Annotated in this window: 13 protein-coding genes; 12 read left to right on the top strand and 1 reads right to left on the bottom strand. The window is 64.9% G+C overall.

Annotated features, from left to right (window positions below; genetic code table 11):
* The first annotated feature begins 20 nt into the window (after positions 1-20).
* From rnd to modC, 7 genes are all read left to right on the top strand, one after another.
* Entirely contained in the window at positions 21-1,172 is a 1,152-nt protein-coding gene (gene rnd / locus A9O65_RS06850) for a ribonuclease D (protein WP_064701736.1), read from the top strand.
* Positions 1,169-1,471, top strand: coding sequence for a YcgL domain-containing protein (locus A9O65_RS06845; RefSeq protein WP_064698721.1), 303 nt, complete (start codon positions 1,169-1,171; stop codon positions 1,469-1,471). The genes rnd and A9O65_RS06845 overlap by 4 nt, the downstream gene beginning before the upstream one ends.
* A 114-nt stretch (positions 1,472-1,585) precedes the next feature.
* Positions 1,586-2,032, top strand: a complete 447-nt coding sequence (locus A9O65_RS06840; protein WP_064701735.1) for a YcgN family cysteine cluster protein — start codon at positions 1,586-1,588, stop codon at positions 2,030-2,032.
* 12 nt (positions 2,033-2,044) lie between these two features.
* The gene (locus A9O65_RS06835; RefSeq protein ID WP_064698719.1) at positions 2,045-2,431 is read left to right on the top strand and encodes a winged helix-turn-helix domain-containing protein; all 387 of its coding nucleotides are present in this window, start codon (positions 2,045-2,047) and stop codon (positions 2,429-2,431) included.
* Positions 2,432-2,573: 142 nt separating this feature from the next.
* A complete protein-coding gene (modA, locus tag A9O65_RS06830; protein ID WP_082920140.1) occupies positions 2,574-3,344 on the top strand; it encodes a molybdate ABC transporter substrate-binding protein in 771 nt (256 codons plus the stop codon).
* 36 nt (positions 3,345-3,380) lie between these two features.
* Positions 3,381-4,076: a molybdate ABC transporter permease subunit gene (gene modB / locus A9O65_RS06825; protein ID WP_064698717.1), complete on the top strand. Its 696-nt coding sequence runs from the start codon at positions 3,381-3,383 to the stop codon at positions 4,074-4,076.
* Complete coding sequence (modC, locus tag A9O65_RS06820) at positions 4,073-5,167, top strand: molybdenum ABC transporter ATP-binding protein (RefSeq protein WP_064701733.1); 1,095 nt, start codon at positions 4,073-4,075, stop codon at positions 5,165-5,167. The genes modB and modC overlap by 4 nt, the downstream gene beginning before the upstream one ends.
* Positions 5,168-5,249: 82 nt before the next feature.
* On the opposite strand, the gene A9O65_RS06815 is transcribed toward modC, so the two are convergent.
* Entirely contained in the window at positions 5,250-7,337 is a 2,088-nt protein-coding gene (locus A9O65_RS06815; protein ID WP_064701732.1) for a S9 family peptidase, read from the bottom strand.
* Positions 7,338-7,420: 83 nt separating this feature from the next.
* Here A9O65_RS06815 and A9O65_RS06810 point away from each other — a divergent pair, with 83 nt between their 5' ends.
* From A9O65_RS06810 to hrpA, 5 genes are all read left to right on the top strand, one after another.
* On the top strand, positions 7,421-7,870 hold the full coding sequence (locus A9O65_RS06810; RefSeq protein ID WP_064698714.1) for a hypothetical protein: 450 nt from the start codon (positions 7,421-7,423) through the stop codon (positions 7,868-7,870).
* 50 nt (positions 7,871-7,920) lie between these two features.
* Positions 7,921-9,756: a vWA domain-containing protein gene (locus tag A9O65_RS06805; protein WP_064701731.1), complete on the top strand. Its 1,836-nt coding sequence runs from the start codon at positions 7,921-7,923 to the stop codon at positions 9,754-9,756.
* Positions 9,749-10,531, top strand: coding sequence for a class II glutamine amidotransferase (locus A9O65_RS06800; RefSeq protein WP_064698712.1), 783 nt, complete (start codon positions 9,749-9,751; stop codon positions 10,529-10,531). Before A9O65_RS06805 ends, A9O65_RS06800 begins: the two co-directional genes overlap by 8 nt.
* Before the next feature lie 99 nt (positions 10,532-10,630).
* The gene (locus A9O65_RS06795) at positions 10,631-12,301 is read left to right on the top strand and encodes an AMP-binding protein (RefSeq protein WP_064701730.1); all 1,671 of its coding nucleotides are present in this window, start codon (positions 10,631-10,633) and stop codon (positions 12,299-12,301) included.
* Between the two features lie 93 nt (positions 12,302-12,394).
* Positions 12,395-16,420, top strand: a complete 4,026-nt coding sequence (hrpA, locus tag A9O65_RS06790; RefSeq protein WP_064701729.1) for an ATP-dependent RNA helicase HrpA — start codon at positions 12,395-12,397, stop codon at positions 16,418-16,420.
* Positions 16,421-16,459 lie beyond the last annotated feature (39 nt).

The following is a 16,459-nucleotide window of genomic DNA, read 5'->3' as shown; positions in this document are numbered from 1 at the left end:
TTTTTCCACCGGAACCCCGCATGCCCCTGACTCCCGAGATTCGCTGGATCGACACGCCCGAGGCCCTGGACGAGGCCTGCGCCGAGGTGGCCGAGGCCGAGGTCATCGCCCTGGACACCGAGTTCTTCCGCGAGAAGACCTTTCATCCCGTTCCCGCCCTGATCCAGTTCTGCGTGGGTGGTGCAGCTTATCTGGTCGATCCGACCGTGTTGGCCTGCACCGATGCCTTTCGTCGTCTGCTCGGCGAGGGGCCGCTGAAACTGCTGCATGCGTCCAGCGAGGATCTGGAAGTCTTCATCCACTGGGCAGGCGTGACGGTAACGCCGCTGGTGGATACCCAGATTGCCCAGTCGCTGCTCGGCGAAGTGCCTTCGATGGGCTACCAGAAGCTGGTCGAGTTCTGGGTCGGTGAAACCCTGCCCAAGGACGAAACGCGCTCGAACTGGCTGGAGCGTCCGTTGAGCGAGGCACAGAAGACCTATGCCGCCCTCGATGTGATCTATCTGCTGTCGGTCTGGCGGGCTCAGCGCGAATCGCTGGAACGTCACGGTCGGCTGGCCTGGCTGGAAGAAGAATGCCGGAAGCTGGTCGATCAGGCCGCACGCGGTGAAGAAAGCGACGGCCAGTGGTATCTGCGTCAGCGCCAGTTATGGCGACTCTCGCCCCGCCAGATCGAGGCGTATCGGCGGCTCACCATCTGGCGTGAGGGCGAGGTTAGGCGCCGCGACTTGCCTCGTGGCTGGCTGGCCAGCGACAAGCTGCTCTACGGCATCGCCGAGCGCATGCCCGAGAATCGCTTCGAACTGGCCGGCGTGGAGGGCATGAAGCCGCCATTGGTCAAGCGCGAGGGCGACGCCCTGCTGGCGCTGGTGCGCGAGGCGCGTCACCTGGCGGAAGACGAACTGCCGACGCCGCCCTGGTCACCGATGGATGCCGCCTTCAAGAAGCGCTACAAGGCGCTCAAGAAAGTGGTCGGTCGTGAGGCCGAGGCCTTGGGCCTGGCACCGGAAGTATTGTTGCGTCGCCGCGATCTCGAAGCGCTGGTCAGTGCCTCGCTGCGGGATGAGCCACTGCCCATGCCCGAAGGCTGGCGAGGCGAGCGGCTTGCCGAGGCGCTCGAGACGGCGCTTCATGGAATAGCCCATCACGAAACATCGGAAACGTCGTCATGACCTACTTCAAGGGCAAACTGTTGTGCGAGGTCTTCAAGAGCCCACGCAAGGAGGAGATGTATCTCTTCGTGGACAAGACCCAGGGGCTGACCGAAGTGCCCGACGCCTTGCTCGAGCGCTTCGGGGAGCCGAGATCGGCCATGACCCTGCTGCTCACTCCCGATAAGCAACTGGCCCGTACCACGGGGAGCGCCATCATGGCGGCCATTCAGGAAAAGGGCTACTACTTGCAGTTGCCGCCGGCCAAGGAAGAGTATCTGCTGGATCTCTATCGTGCGCCGACGCAAGCGAAGTACTGAAGTGGGAAGTGGCAAGAGATAAGAGGAAAGAAGGAAGGCACAAGCGGCGAGATGCGAGAACCAGAACTCGCCGCTTGTCACCTCGAACCTCGTTGCGCGTAGCTCGGGAGAATCATGAGAGAACGTTTCTGGGAGCGCTTTTCCCTCGAGGAATTGACCGACGAGGAATGGGAGGCGCTGTGCGATGGCTGTGGCCAATGCTGCCTGATGAAGCTCCAGGACGATGACGGTGACCTGGCGGTGCTCAACGTGGCCTGCGAGTTGCTGGATATCGGCAGTTGCCGCTGCGGCGACTATGAGCATCGTTTCGAGCGAGTGCCGGATTGTCGGCAATTGACGCCGGAGCGCATCGAGGCGTTCAGCTGGTTGCCGGGGTCCTGCGCCTATCGCCGCCTGGCCGAGGGACGCAAGCTCGCCGGTTGGCATCCCTTGATTTCCGGTGACCCCGAGCGGGTCCATCGCAAGGGGATCAGCGTGCGCAGCTTCGCCGTGCCGCCGGACGGGGTGGCCGACGAGGAGCTCGAGGAGCATATTATCGCGATTCTCCCCGTCAACGACTAACCTCCGGACCCCATGACCCGTACCCGTCACGAGATTCCGAGCCTGCAACTCAGGCTGGTGGCCGACAAGGATGTGGTCATCGGACCCGGCAAGGCTGACCTGCTCGATGCCATCGCGCGTACCGGTTCGATCGCTTCGGCCAGCCGTGAGCTCGGCATGAGCTACAAGAAGGCCTGGCAACTGGTGGCAACCATGAATCGCCATCTTCCCGAGCCGGTCCTGGAGACTGCCTCCGGTGGCCAACAACGGGGCGGGGCGCGGCTGACGCCTACCGGCCACGAGCTGCTGGCGCGCTATCGCGCCTTGCAGGCACTGCTCGAGCCCGCGGCCTCGCCTGCCGCCGAGCGCCTGCTCGACCTGCTCGCACCTGACGAAGGTGCCGATCCTGGCGCTTCCTGAGGTTCGGCGTCACACCCTGTCACGGTCGTCTCTCGCCTTCCTGAAAACCGCTACCGCCTCAGGGGGGAAGCTTGTTGCGTGGCACGCAGTGGAACTATAGTGTTCTCGTTATTTCCATTCATACATAACGAGAACGATGGCGATGCGGGAAACACAAGGGCGGTATGGGCGGCTCGGAATGGCGCCGATGTTGCTGGTGGTAGTCATGTCGGCATCGGCGAACGAGCGGGTCGAGCTGTTTGCGGCAGCCTCGATGACCGATGCCATCGACCGGGCGGTGGCGCGCTTCGAGGCAACGCACGATGTGGATGTGGTGCCGGTCTATGCCGCTTCGTCCACGCTGGCGCGACAGATCGCCAACGGGGCGCCCGCCGAGCTCTACATCTCGGCCAATGTCGAGTGGATGGACTGGCTCGGCGAGCAGGGGGTGGCGCTGAGCGAGCGTGCCGATCTGGTCCACAACCGTCTGGCCCTGGTGGCGCCGGCGGGCACGCAGCACGAGCCTTTCACTCCGGGTGAGGGAGAGCCGCTGGCCGCTCGGCTCGGCGAGAACGAACGTCTGGCCGTGGGCGATCCGGCGCATGTGCCGGCCGGAATCTACGCCAGGCAAGCGCTTCAGTCGCTGGGCGAGTGGGAGGCGCTGGCATCGCGCCTGGCGCGTGCCGATAATGTGCGGGCGGCATTGGCTCTGGTCGAACGGGGCGAAGCGCCCATGGGGGTGGTCTACCGCACCGATGCCGAGGCCAGCGATGGTGTCAGGACGTTGGGCATGTTCCCCTCGACGTCTCACGAGCCGATTACCTACCCGGTGGCCGTCATCGGCCAAGCACCGTCTGAACAGGCACTGGCTCTGCGGGCCTGGCTCGAAGGCGATGACGCCATGGCGATCTTCGCAGAGCATGGGTTTAGGTGACGCTTCTTTCCAGGCACGCCACGCTAGAGGTTATGGATGCTGAGCGATGCTGAAACCGAGGCCATCCTGATCAGCCTGCGGGTGGCGGGCGTCGCTGTGGCCTGGATCCTGATACCCGGCATTGCCGTGGCCTGGCTGATGGCGCGTCGCGAATTTCGCGGCAAGGCGCTGCTCGATGGCCTGTTGCACCTTCCGCTGGTGCTGCCGCCGGTGGTGGTGGGCTATCTGCTGCTGCTGTCGCTGGGAAGCCAGGGCGCGATGGGAACATGGCTCGACGAGTGGTGGGGAATCCGGTTGCCGTTCACCTGGCAGGGCGCTGCCGTGGCCGGAGGTGTCATGGCCTTTCCACTGCTGGTGCGTGCCCTGCGGCTCTCTCTCGAAGCGGTCGATCCACGCCTGGAAGCCGCGGCCAGCACCCTGGGCGCCGGGCGCTGGCGGGTCTTTGCCACCATCACCTTGCCGCTGACGCTGCCGGGTCTTCTGACCGGTACCGTACTGGCCTTTGCCCGGGCGCTCTCGGAGTTCGGTGCCACCATCACCTTCGCCTCGAACATTCCCGGCGAGACTCGCACCTTGCCGTTGGCGCTCTATTCGTTGATCCAGACCCCTGGTGGCGAGGCGGCGGCGGCGCGACTCTGTGCCTTGTCGGTCGTGATCGCGATGGCCTCACTGGTGGCCTCGGAATGGCTGGCCAGACGTGCGCGGGCACGGCTCCGGGGGAGGGACGCATGAGCCACGCCGGCGGCTTGATCCTGAACGTGCAGCACCGTCTCGGCCAGTTTTCCCTGGAGGCTGACCTGGCGCTGCCTGGACGCGGCGTGACGGCGCTGTTCGGCGCTTCCGGCAGTGGCAAGACCAGTCTGCTGCGTCTGATCGCCGGTCTCGACCGGCCGGTGCGTGGTCACATCGCACTGGATGGTGACACTCTGGTGGATACCGCATCGCGCCGCTTCGTACCGGCTCATCGACGCCAGCTCGGCGTGGTCTTCCAGGAGGCGCGTCTGTTCCCGCACTATCGGGTGAGCGGCAATCTGACTTACGGCATGCCCACACGCATGACGTCGCGCTTCGAGGCGGTCGTCGGCCTGCTGGGTATCGATCACCTGCTGGCGCGCTATCCGGCCACGCTGTCCGGCGGCGAGGCCCGACGTGTCGCCATTGGGCGGGCATTGCTCAGTGACCCGCGCCTGCTGCTGATGGACGAGCCATTGACCGGCCTGGACGGGGCGCGCAAGCGTGAGCTGCTGCGCTACATCCAGCGTCTGGCCGGGGAGGTCGAGATCCCTATCGTCTATGTCAGCCATGAACCCGCCGAGCTGGTCGAGATCGCCGATACGCTGATCCTGATGGAGCAGGGACGCGTGCGTGCCCAGGGCAAGCTGGACGAACTGATGGAACGGTGCGATCTTACCGAGGCGCTGGGAGGCTTCGATGCCGCCATGCCGCTCGAGGCAGAGGTCCGATCGCACGATGAGGCTTACGGGTTGACCCGCTTGGAGCTCGACGACGGCCAGGTACTGACCGTGCCCGGCCTCTCGGTTCCGGTGGGGCAGCGAATACGGCTGCGCGTGCCGGTGCGCGAGGTGGCGCTGGCGCGTGCACCGAGTGCCGGGCTCAGCTATCGCAACCAGTTGGTGACGGTCATCGAGCAGGCCTGGGTGCCGCCTGGCGATGCCGCCACCATCGAACTTCACCTGCGCCTGGGGAGTCAGGCGCTACGTGCCCGCCTGACCCGCAAGTCCTACGACGAGTTGGGGCTTGTCGTGGGGCAGGAAGTGACGGCGCTGGTCCGCACCGTCGCCTTCGCACCAAGAGATGCCTGAAGATACGGCTCGCATCTTGTCACGATCCGGCTGTCCTCCCGCTTCTTTCCACTTATCTCTGCCTTCTTATTGTCGTCCCACTTCATGCTTTCCCCAGCGCCCAGAGGATGAAGGCATCCTCCCGCGCATGATCATGCCAGGCCTTGAACCGGCCGGAGGCGCCTCCGTGGCCGGCCTCCATGTCGGTGCGCAGCAGTGGCGGAGGGGTATGGCCAGGGCCGGCCAGTTCGCTGAGACGGGCGTAGAGCTTGGCCGGCTCCCAGTAGGCGACTCGGGTATCGTGCCAGCTACCTTGCAGGAAAACCGGTGGCCAGGGGCGATCGGGGAGGTTGTCGAGGGGCGAGTAGGCCTGGAGGCGTTGTCGCACGCTCGGGTCGTTTGGGTCGCCCCATTCGCTGTATTCGGCAGTGGTCAGCGGCAGCTCGGGGTTCAGCATGGTGCGCAGGACGTCGACGAAAGGCACGTCGAGCACTGCCGCACAGAAGCGCTCGGGTGACAGGTTGAGGCTGGCGCCGACCAGCAGACCACCGGCACTGGCTCCATGGGCGACGATGCGTTCGCCATCGCTGACGCCCTGATCGACCAGGGCATCCCGGGCGGCGAGAAAGTCCTGAAAGCTGTTGGTCTTGTGTGCGAGCTTGCCGGCCAGATACCAGGGTTCGCCACGCTCGCCGCCTCCGCGCACATGGGCGACGGCGAAGGCCACTCCTCGGGACAGCAACTCCAGGCGAGCCACCGAGAACCAAGCATCGAGTACCTCGCCGTAGGCCCCGTAGCCGTGGAGCAGTGTCGGTAGCGGATGCCCCACGAGATCGGCTCGCATCACCACCGAGACGGGAATGCGTTCGCCATCGTGAGAATGCGCCCAGAGGCGCTGACAGGCCAGCTGGTCGGGCTGGAGGTCGCCGTGGACTGCCTGACGCTTGAGCAGGCGGCGCTGGTCGCTGTCCAGGTCGAACTCCGTCCAGCTCGGCGGTTGGGTGAAGGATTCTTCGCGCATCCTGAGGCGGCGTGCGTCGAAATGCGGGGTGGCGTCGAGCGCCAGGCTGCAGGGCGTTTCGCTCAACGGCAGCCAGGTATCTCGCGACCGGGCATGGGTGGCGTCGAGTTCGATGACGCGTAACCGCACCTGGGCCTCGTGGTGATCGCGCTCGGTGAGCACTAGGCCCCAGGAAAAGGCGTCGACGCCTTCCAGGGTGGTGTCGTCACGGTGAGCGATCAGCGTCTCGCCTTGTGCGTCAGGTGCGGCTTCAGCGACGCGGTCGAGGCAAAAGTGGGGGGCGTTGCGGTTGTGGAGCACATAGAAGTGCCCGGGGCGGTGATCGATGGCATATTCGACACCGGCTTCCCGAGGGCGGAAACACCACGGCGGGGTCGTCGGGGCTCGAGCGGGAACCAGGTGGGTCTCACTGGTGTCCTTGGAGGCGGACTCCAGTACCAGCCACTCCCGGGAGCGTGTCTTGCCCAGCCCGAGCCAGAATTCCGGGTCTGTCTCGCGCAGCATCAGCGTCGCGCGAGCGGCACTTGGCGACGCTGTGGTGAGTTGTAGCGGCAATCGCCAGATGCTCTCCGGGCGCTGTGTGGCGTCGAAGCGCGTGAACAGCAATGTCTTGCTGTCTTCCGCCCAGCAGAGTTCGGGGCCGATGTCGTCGAGGAGTTGCACCGGTTCGCCCGCGGGCAGGTGTCGCAGCCAGAGGGTGAAGGTCTCGTCGCCCTGGGTGTCCTCCGTCCAGGCCAGCCAGGTCTCGTCGGGGGAGAGCGCCATGTCGCCGATCTCGAAGAAGGCGCTGTGGCGGGCCCTGGCCTGAAGGTCCAGAAAGGGTTCGGCGTTTTGCGGTGCATCGTTGGGATGGCGCCACCAAACCGGATGATCGGCGTTTGCGGCAGTTTCGTTCCAGATCGTGAAATGGTCCAGCGGAACCGCCAGACTGCGTTCGGCCAGTTCGCGTCGTGCCAGGTGGCCGTGGTAGAGCCGCTCGGTGAGTCCCACCAGTGGAGAGAACCAGCGATCCGCTTGCTCGTTGGCGGCCTCGAGAAAGGCTTTCACCGCGGGGTCGTCGCGCTGTTCCAGCCAGTGCCAGTCGGGGTCCTCGGGGCGCCGAAAGCGCTGAACGGGGCTGGAGCGATCGCCGGTATCGGCGTTTCGGTCATGTGGCGGCTGTGCTTTCATGCTGCGAGATGTACCATACTCGGAGTGAATTCAATAAGGTGCGCCACCAGGGGCGCTCTTGTACATACGTTGACGAGGTATCGATGCTGATTTCGGATTCTATTCCCCTACTATGGCTGAGCTATGCGGCGCTGTCGCTGGTCGTGCTCGTTACGGGCTACCTGGGGCTGGCGTTTCTGCCGCGCTTGCCGCGATTGGTGATCACCTGGGCGGTGGCCGGCGTGATGTGGGTGCCCTCCAGTTTCAGTACACCGCTGAACGATCAAGGAGATGCCTATACCGGCATGGCACCGGCGGTCGTGGTGGCCGGCTTGGCCTTCCTCGAGAAGGATGGTGGCACCATGGCCTCGGCGCTGCTGCTGGTGGCGGTGGCAGCGGCCCTCGGCGGTCTGCTGGGCCTGTTGCTGTGGCGGCGTGGCCGGGGGGCCAAGCGCCGCTCAAACGGCGATTCGCAGGGTGATCGGACCGGGACGACGTCACGTGCCGATCGCGGTCGAGATGACAAGACGCGCCGGGAGCCGGTCGTCGGTTAAGGCCAGTACGAAGCGTGGTCGACCTTTCGTACAGGACCTAAGGAGCCATTATGGCCAGAGTCGGTTGCCGTATCCCGTCTGTCTGCTTCGCGCTGACGTTGCTGGCGTGCTGCCTGGGGTGGGGCGGGGCGGCTCTGGCTCAGGTGCCGGAGCAGCGTCCGGACGTGCGGGTGGTGGTCGATGTCTCCGGCAGCATGAAGCGCAACGACCCCGATCAACTGGCGGCCAGTGCCATGGAGCTTCTGGTGTCGCTGTTGCCGGAGGGAGTGAGCGCCGGCGTCTGGACCTTTGGCGAGCGAATCGACAACCCTCTGCCGCTGGATGAGGTGTCCGACCAGTGGCGTGAGCGGGCACTGGCGCTGCCGCCCGCGCTACGGGGCTACCAGCAGTACACCGATATCGAGACGGCACTGGACCAGGCCGCCTCGGCCGAGGCGAACGGTTGGCGGCACCTGATTCTGATGACCGATGGGGTCATCGATTTGCCGCCGTCTCTGGGCAACAAGCCCGACATCGACGCGGCGTCCCGGCAGCGGCTGGTGGAGAGCCTGGCGCCGCGTTTCGCCGATCGGGGCGTGGTCGTGCACGCGATCGCCTTCTCCGATGAGGCCGATCTCGCCCTGGTCGAGCAACTGGCGCAGCGCACCGGAGGGCTGGCGGCCGTGGCCAAGTCGCCGGAACGTCTCCTGGGTGCCTTCCTGGACATCATCGAACGTATCTTCCCGGCCGATCAGGTACCGCTGGAAGAGGATAACCGGTTTGTCATCGATCCCAGCGTGGAGAATCTCTCGGCACTGGTCTTCCACGGCCCCGACGATGAACCGGTGACCCTGGTGGCGCCGGATGGTACCCGGTACACCGCCGACACCGCTCCCGACGACATTCGCTGGCAGGTGGAGCCGCATTTCGACCTGATTCGCGTACCCGATCCCGAGGCCGGCGAATGGCGTCTCGAAGGACCGGTAGGCGCGAAGAGCCGAATCAGCGTGACCTCGCCCTGGCGGTTGCGCACCTCGGGTTTGCCGACGACGCTGTATCGCGGTTTTCCGGTATCGGTGGAAGCCTGGCTCGAGCATGACGAGGTCGGGACGCCGCTGCCCGATGACCTGCGCTTCTCCGTGGCGCTCGAGGGCGATGATGGCGAGACGCTGGCATCGGTACGGCTCGATGCCGGCGACGAAGGCCGCTTCCAGGGGCAGTTGCCGGCGCCGACGCAGACGGGCAATGCCCGTTTGATGCTCCGTGCCCAGGGCGAAGGGTTCGAGCGTCAGCGGGAGCAGGCCGCCAATGTCCTGCCGGCCATCGGCGTAGCCCATGACCCGGGCAATCAGCAGTTGGTGCTGGCCGCCGAGCACCCCCGGCTCAATCGCGGCAATACCGAGATCCACGGTGACTTCCAGGAGCGACGCCTCCAGGCCGAAGCGGTGAGCGAGACCCGCTGGCGACTGTCCCTGCCCGAGCTGGAGGACGATACGAGCCAGCCGCTGCGCCTGGTGGCAACGGTGACTCTGGACGGCGAGACCCGCGAATTGATGCTGCCGACCGTGACGCTCAATGCCGATAGCCAGGTGGGGATCGGACGGCCCGACATGGCGGGGCCGACATTGACCGCCGAGCGTTTCGCGGAGGCAGATGAGCCCTCGGCCAGCCAACCCGACGAGAATATCGCCGATCGCTTCGTCGAATGGGTCAATGCCGTACCGGATCGGCTCCATGACGCCTGGCAGGCCGGTTGGCCCGGTGTGGAGCGCGCCGTCGAGAAACATGGCAAGGAGCCGCGGCTTTGGATCGCCATCGGGGCACTGCTGCTGTGGCTATTGTCCGTGGGGTGGTGGCATCGCCGCCGTCGGTCACGGACCAAGGCAAGGGAGGAGCCACATGTGTGAATTGCTTGGCATGAGTGCCAATGTGCCTACCGATATCTGTTTCAGTTTCTCCGGGTTCTTGCATCGCGGTGGCGGCACTGGCCCGCATCGGGATGGCTGGGGCATCGCCTTCTACGAAGCCGGTGGCTATCGTGATTTCCGCGACCCCCATCCGTCGGTCGATTCGCCGATCGCGCGCCTGATCTGCGATTATCCGATCAAGTCTCACGTCGTCATCAGCCACATCCGCCAGGCCAATGTCGGGGAAGTGCGGCTGGCCAACACCCATCCCTTTACCCGGGAAATGTGGGGGCGCCCATGGTGCTATGCTCACAATGGTCAGCTCAGCCGCGAATGGTCGAATCTGCCCCTGTCGTTCTATCGGCCGGTGGGAACTACCGACAGCGAACATGCCTTCTGCTGGTTGATGGGCGAACTGCGTCGGGCCTTTCCCGACCCGCCGGACGATCCGGAAGCGCTCTGGCAGTATCTGCATCGGCTATGTGAGCACCTGCGGACATATGGCGTCTTCAATCTGCTGCTCGCCGACGGCGAGCATCTCTATACCTATTGTTCGACCAAGCTGGCGCATATTACCCGGCGGGCGCCCTTTGGGCGGGCGAGCCTGTCTGATGCCGAACTGGCAGTGAACTTCGCCGAACACACCACGCCCGACGATGTGGTGTCGGTCATTGCCACCGAGCCGTTGACCGACAACGAGAACTGGGTGCGCATGATGCCCGGCGAGCTGCTGGTCTGGCGGGATGGCGACATCCAAGGGCGCTATCATACGTGAGTTTCAATCGACTGTTTTACTGCAGTGCCCTGCTGGTATAGGGTAGTCCCAGAATAACAATGGCCGACCTCGGGGTCGGCGCGAATCGTGGAGAACGCCATGAACGAGCACGCCAACCCGGCCATTCTCAATGGCCCCGACATGGAAGGCACCGGCGACTACGCCTCGGTGCTGGATGTCTTTCACGCCAGCGTCGAGCGCTTTGCCGACAATATCGCTTTCAGCTGCATGGGGCAGACGCTCAGCTATGCCGAGCTGGACCGGCTCTCCGGTGATTTCGCGGCCTGGTTGCAGCATGAGACGAGCCTCGAGCCTGGCGATCGCATTGCCATTCAGCTTCCCAATACGCTGCAGTTTCCCGTGGCGGTCTTCGGTGCCCTGCGGGCCGGGATGGTGGTCGTCAATACCAATCCGCTGTACACCGAGCGGGAAATGGCTCATCAGTTCAAGGATTCCGGGGCACGGGCCATCGTCATCCTGGCCAATATGGCCGACAAGCTGGAGCGGGTGCTGGAACAGACCGATATCGAGCACCTGGTGGTGACCGAGCTTGGCGATCTGCACGGTTTTCCCAAGCGCCAACTGATCAATGCCGTGGTCAAGTACGTCAAGAAGATGGTGCCGGCCTATGGCCTGCCTCAGGCCGTGCCCTTGCGGCGTGCGCTGCGGCTCGGCGCCGGCCTGGAACATCGTGAGGCGAGCCGGGGGGGCGACGATATCGCGGCCCTGCAGTACACGGGCGGTACCACGGGGCTGGCCAAGGGAACCATGCTGACGCATGGCAACCTGGTGGCTAACATGCTTCAGGCTCGCCAGGCCATCGGCAAGGGCTTGCACGAGGGCGGCGAAACCATCATCGCACCGTTGCCCGTCTATCATATCTACACCTTCACGGTGAATTGCCTGTTCATGCTGGAGACGGGCAACCATTCGGTGCTGATCACCAATCCGCGTGACCTGGACGCTTTCGTCAAGGAGCTGAAGTCGCTCGACTTCTCCGGCTTCATCGGCCTCAACACCTTGTTCAATGCCCTGTGCAATCGCGAGGACTTCCGAGCTCTGGACTTTTCGTCGCTGCGGCTGACCATTTCCGGCGGCATGGCCCTGACCAAGGCGGCTGCCAAGCGTTGGGAGGAAGTCACCGGCTGTGCCGTGGCGGAAGGCTATGGCCTGACCGAGACATCGCCCATCGTCAGCTTCAATCCGATCGACGCCATCCAGCTCGGGACCATCGGCAAGCCGGTGGCCGGCACCTCGGTGAAGGTGGTGGACCTCGAGGGCAACGATCTGCCTTGGGGAGAGGCCGGGGAACTGTGCGTTCGTGGTCCCCAGGTGATGAAGGGCTACTGGAATCGCGACGATGAGACTGCCAAGGCGATCGATGCCGACGGCTGGTTCCATACCGGCGACATCGCGCTGCTGCAGGACGATGGCTATATCCGCATCGTCGACCGCAAGAAGGACATGATTCTGGTGTCCGGCTTCAATGTGTATCCCAACGAGATCGAGGATGTGGTGGCCATGCATCCGGGAGTGGTGGAATCGGCCGCCGTGGGTGTGCCGGACGAGGACAGCGGCGAGGCGATCAAGCTGTTCGTGGTGGCCAAGGATCCGCAGCTCGATGCCGAGACCCTGCGTCGCTGGTGCAAGCAGGAACTCGCTGCCTACAAGGTGCCGCGTCAGGTCGTGTTCCGTGACGAACTGCCAAAGACCAATGTCGGCAAGGTGTTGCGTCGCGAGTTGCGTGACGAGGAAAGCGAAACGTCGTGAGCGGCAGCGGCGCTGGGCCGGCTCGATTAGGCGGTGCACCCGGCGGGGCGTTACAATTCTCCCGCCAATGAACACCGGAGTCATCGAGCCATCGTGAGTAGTAGCCCCCAGACCGATCAAGCCGCCGACATTTCCCACCGCGATCTCGATGCCCTGAAGGCCCTGCAGCGTGAACTCGAGGGTGTCCAGCTGCGCGACGCCTCTCGCTTGGGCAAGCGACTCGCCGGCTTGAACCGGCGTGCGCGGCAAGGCAAGCCGGTGGATCGCGGGCTTGCCGAGGTGAGCCGCGAGATCGAACGTTCGCGGGCCAAGGTCGAGGCCCGCGCCGCGCGTCCGGTGCATCTGGACTATCCCGAGCAACTCCCGGTTTCCGAGCGCCGCGAGGATATCCTCGCGGCCCTGCGCGACCACCAGGTCGTGGTGGTGGCCGGCGAGACCGGCTCGGGCAAGACCACCCAGTTGCCCAAGCTGTGCCTGGAACTCGGGCTCGGCCGGCGAGGCCTCGTCGGCCATACTCAGCCGCGGCGACTGGCCGCGCGCTCCGTGGCGACCCGCCTGGCCGAGGAAATGCAGGTACCGCTCGGCGAGCAGGTCGGCTACCAGGTACGTTTCACCGACCAGACGGCGGAGGCCACTCGGGTCAAGCTGATGACCGATGGCATCCTGCTGGCCGAGACGCGCAACGACCCGGATCTGTCTCGTTATGAGGCGATCATCATCGACGAGGCGCACGAGCGCAGCCTCAATATCGACTTCCTGCTCGGTTATCTCAAGCGCCTGTTGTCGCGTCGCCCCGATCTCAAGGTGATCATCACCTCGGCGACCATCGACGTGGAGCGTTTCGCCGCGCACTTCGCCATCGAGGATGCCGATGGCAAGACGCGACCGGCGCCGGTGGTGGAAGTCTCCGGGCGTGCTCATCCGGTGGAGGTGCGTTATCGCCCGCTGATTCGCGACGAGGAAGACGAAGAAGATCGTACTCTCCAGGAAGGCATTTTGCATGCGGTGGAAGAGATCGAGACCATCGAGCGCGAGAAGCGCTGGTTCCATGGGCCTCGGGACATCCTGGTGTTTCTGCCCGGTGAACGGGAGATTCGCGAGACGGCCGATACCCTGCGTCGTGCCGACCTGCGCGACACCGAGATCCTGCCGCTCTACGCGCGGCTTTCCAATGCCGAGCAGAATCGCGTCTTCGCGCCTCACAAGGGACGGCGCATCGTGCTGTCGACCAATGTCGCCGAGACCTCGCTCACCGTGCCGGGCATCCGTTATGTGATCGACCCGGGGCTGGTGCGCATCAGCCGCTACAGCTACCGCGCCAAGATCCAGCGCTTGCCCGTAGAGCCGATCAGCCAGGCCAGTGCCAATCAACGCAAGGGGCGCTGCGGGCGTATCGCCGAGGGCGTGTGCATTCGTCTCTACGACGAGGAGGATTTCCTGGGGCGTCCGGAATTCACCGATCCGGAGATCCGGCGCACCAACCTGGCGTCGGTGATCCTCTCGATGCTGTCGCTCAGGCTCGGCGACATCTCGGATTTTCCCTTCGTCGATCCGCCGGATTCGCGTTTTGTCACCGATGGCTTCCGCTTGCTGTTCGAGCTCGGCGCGGTGGATGACGGACAGCGTCTTACGTCCATGGGCAAGCGTCTGGCTCGCCTGCCCATCGACCCTCGACTGGCGCGCATGCTGCTGGCTGGTGCCGAGCAGGGCGGCTTGCGCGACGTGTTGATCGTGGTCTCGGCGCTGGCTACCCAGGATCCCCGGGAACGGCCGGCCGACAAGCGCGAGGCCGCCGATCAGGCGCATCGGCGCTGGCAGGATGCGGATTCCGATTTCGTGGCCTTGCTCAATCTCTGGAACGGCTTCGAGGCCGCTCGGGAAGAGCTCTCCGGCAATCGCTTGCGTCGCTGGTGCCGTGATCACTACCTGAATTATCTGCGGTTGCGGGAGTGGCACGATACCTTCCGCCAGCTGCGCCAGTTGCTGCGCGACATGGATATCGAGGTACCGGCCGGAGCCGCCGAGCCGGCCGCCGAGGCCGACGACGACGCCGCTCGGCAGGCGCGTCGCGAGAACGCCGCGCGCTTGCACAAAGCGCTGCTGCCGGGCCTGCTCTCGCATCTGGGCCAGTTTCTCGAGAATCGCGAGTATCTGGGGGCGCGCAACCGCAAGTTCATGATCCACCCCGGTTCGGGACTGGCGAAGAAGACACCCAAGTGGCTGATGGCTTTCGAGCTGGTCGAGACCTCGCGATTGTTCGCCCGCACCGTGGCGCGTATCGATCCGGCGTGGATCGAGCCCGTGGCCGAGCATCTGGTCAAGCGCAGCTACAGCGAGCCGCACTGGGAAATGAAGCGTGCCCAGGTGGTGGCCTTCGAGCAGGTGGCCCTGTTCGGCCTGCCCATCGTTGCCCGCCGGCGTGTCCATTACGGCCCCATCGCACCGCAGGAATCCCGGGAGCTGTTCATTCGCCGGGCACTGGTCGAGGGCGAGTTCAAGACGCACGGCGAGTTCTTTGCCCATAACCGGGCGCTGATCGAAGAGGTCGAGGACCTCGAGGACCGGGCTCGCAAGCGCGACATCCTGGTCGACGAGGAGGCGCTGTTTGATTTCTACGATGCCCGGATTCCCGAGGACGTCGTCAACGGCAAGGGATTCGAGGCCTGGCGCAAGAAGGCCGAGCGTGACGATCCCGACATTCTCAAGTTCGACCGCCAGGCGCTGTTCGCCCGCCAGGCCGAGGAAGTCACCGAAGCGGATTACCCCGATGAGCTCGCACTGGGTGGCGTGCGTTATCCGCTGAGCTATCATTTCGCGCCTGGCGCCGAGGACGACGGTGTGACGCTGACCGTACCGGCGGCCATGTTGCCGCAGTTGCCCGCGGGGCGCCTCGAGTGGCTGGTGCCGGGATTGCTGCGCGAGAAATGCATCAGCCTGCTCAAGTCGTTGCCTAAAGCCATGCGCCGTCAGGTAGTACCGATCCCGGATTGGGTGGATGCCGCCCTGCAGACCATGACGCCGGACGACACGCCGCTCACCGAGGCGCTGGGCGAGTTCCTGCGGCGCAAGACAGGCACACGCCCGCATCCCGACGACTGGCGGATCGATCAGCTCGAGCCGCATCTGATCATGAACCTGAAGGTGGTCGATCACGAAGGGCGCGAGCTCGGGCAGGGGCGTGATGTTCGTGAACTCGAGCGACGCTTTGAAGAAGCGGCGGGGCAGGGAGCCCAGGCGCTGGCCGAGCAGGCCAGCGAAGGACGTTCGCTCGATAGTCTGCCGGAGACGCCGCTGCCCGAGTCCCGGGTGACGACGCAGGCGGGCATCCGTGTCGAGGCCTTTCCGGCCGTGGTTCCCCGGGGCGATGCCTTGGATGTCGAGCTGTTCGACCATCCCGACAAGGCCCGAGAGGCGCATCGTCGAGGCGTGGTGCGGGCGGCCATGACACGCCTGCCCGATCAGGCCAGAACCATCGAGCGCCTTGCCGGTATGAAGCCTTGCGCTCTGCTGTTCACCAAGGTCGGCAGCAAGCGCCAGCTCAGCGACGATGTCGTGGCCGCGACCTTCCGCCAGGTCGTGGCGGTGGATCCGCTGCCCCGTTCGGCGGACGAGCTCGAGCAGCGCTTGGCGGCGTGTCGCGCGGAACTGGTGCCGAAGGCGGAGACGCTGCTGGCTACCCTGGAGAAGGCTCTCGAGGGTCACCTGGCGGTGACCAAGGCGTTGAAGGGCAATCTGAACCTCTCGTTGGCACTGGTATACAGTGATCTCAAGGCCCAGATGCAGCGTCTGGTGCACCCCGGTTTCGTCAGTGAGGCGGGGGAGTGGTTGGAAGAGTATCCTCGTTATATGGAAGCCGCCCGCATTCGCCTGGAGAAGGCGCCGAGAGAGCGCATGCGTGATCAGATGCACATGCAGGAGATACAGGATTTCGAGGCACGCCTGGCCGCGCGGCGCGAGAGCGAACGACGCGGCGAGGTAGAGGACCCGGCGCTGGTCGAGTTCGGCTGGTGGATCGAAGAGTTGCGGGTCTCATTGTTTGCCCAGCAGTTGGGGACCAGAATGCCGGTATCGACCAAGCGTCTGGAACGACGCTGGGCCGAATTGACCGGCAGGGCCTGACGCATGTACAGGAAGTTACCGGCGCCGCCAAAGAAGGGC

Source organism: Halomonas caseinilytica (genome assembly GCF_001662305.1).
Lineage (GTDB): Bacteria > Pseudomonadota > Gammaproteobacteria > Pseudomonadales > Halomonadaceae > Halomonas > Halomonas caseinilytica.
Note: the sequence above shows the minus strand (reverse complement) of the source record. Positions and strands in the feature narration are given on the sequence as shown.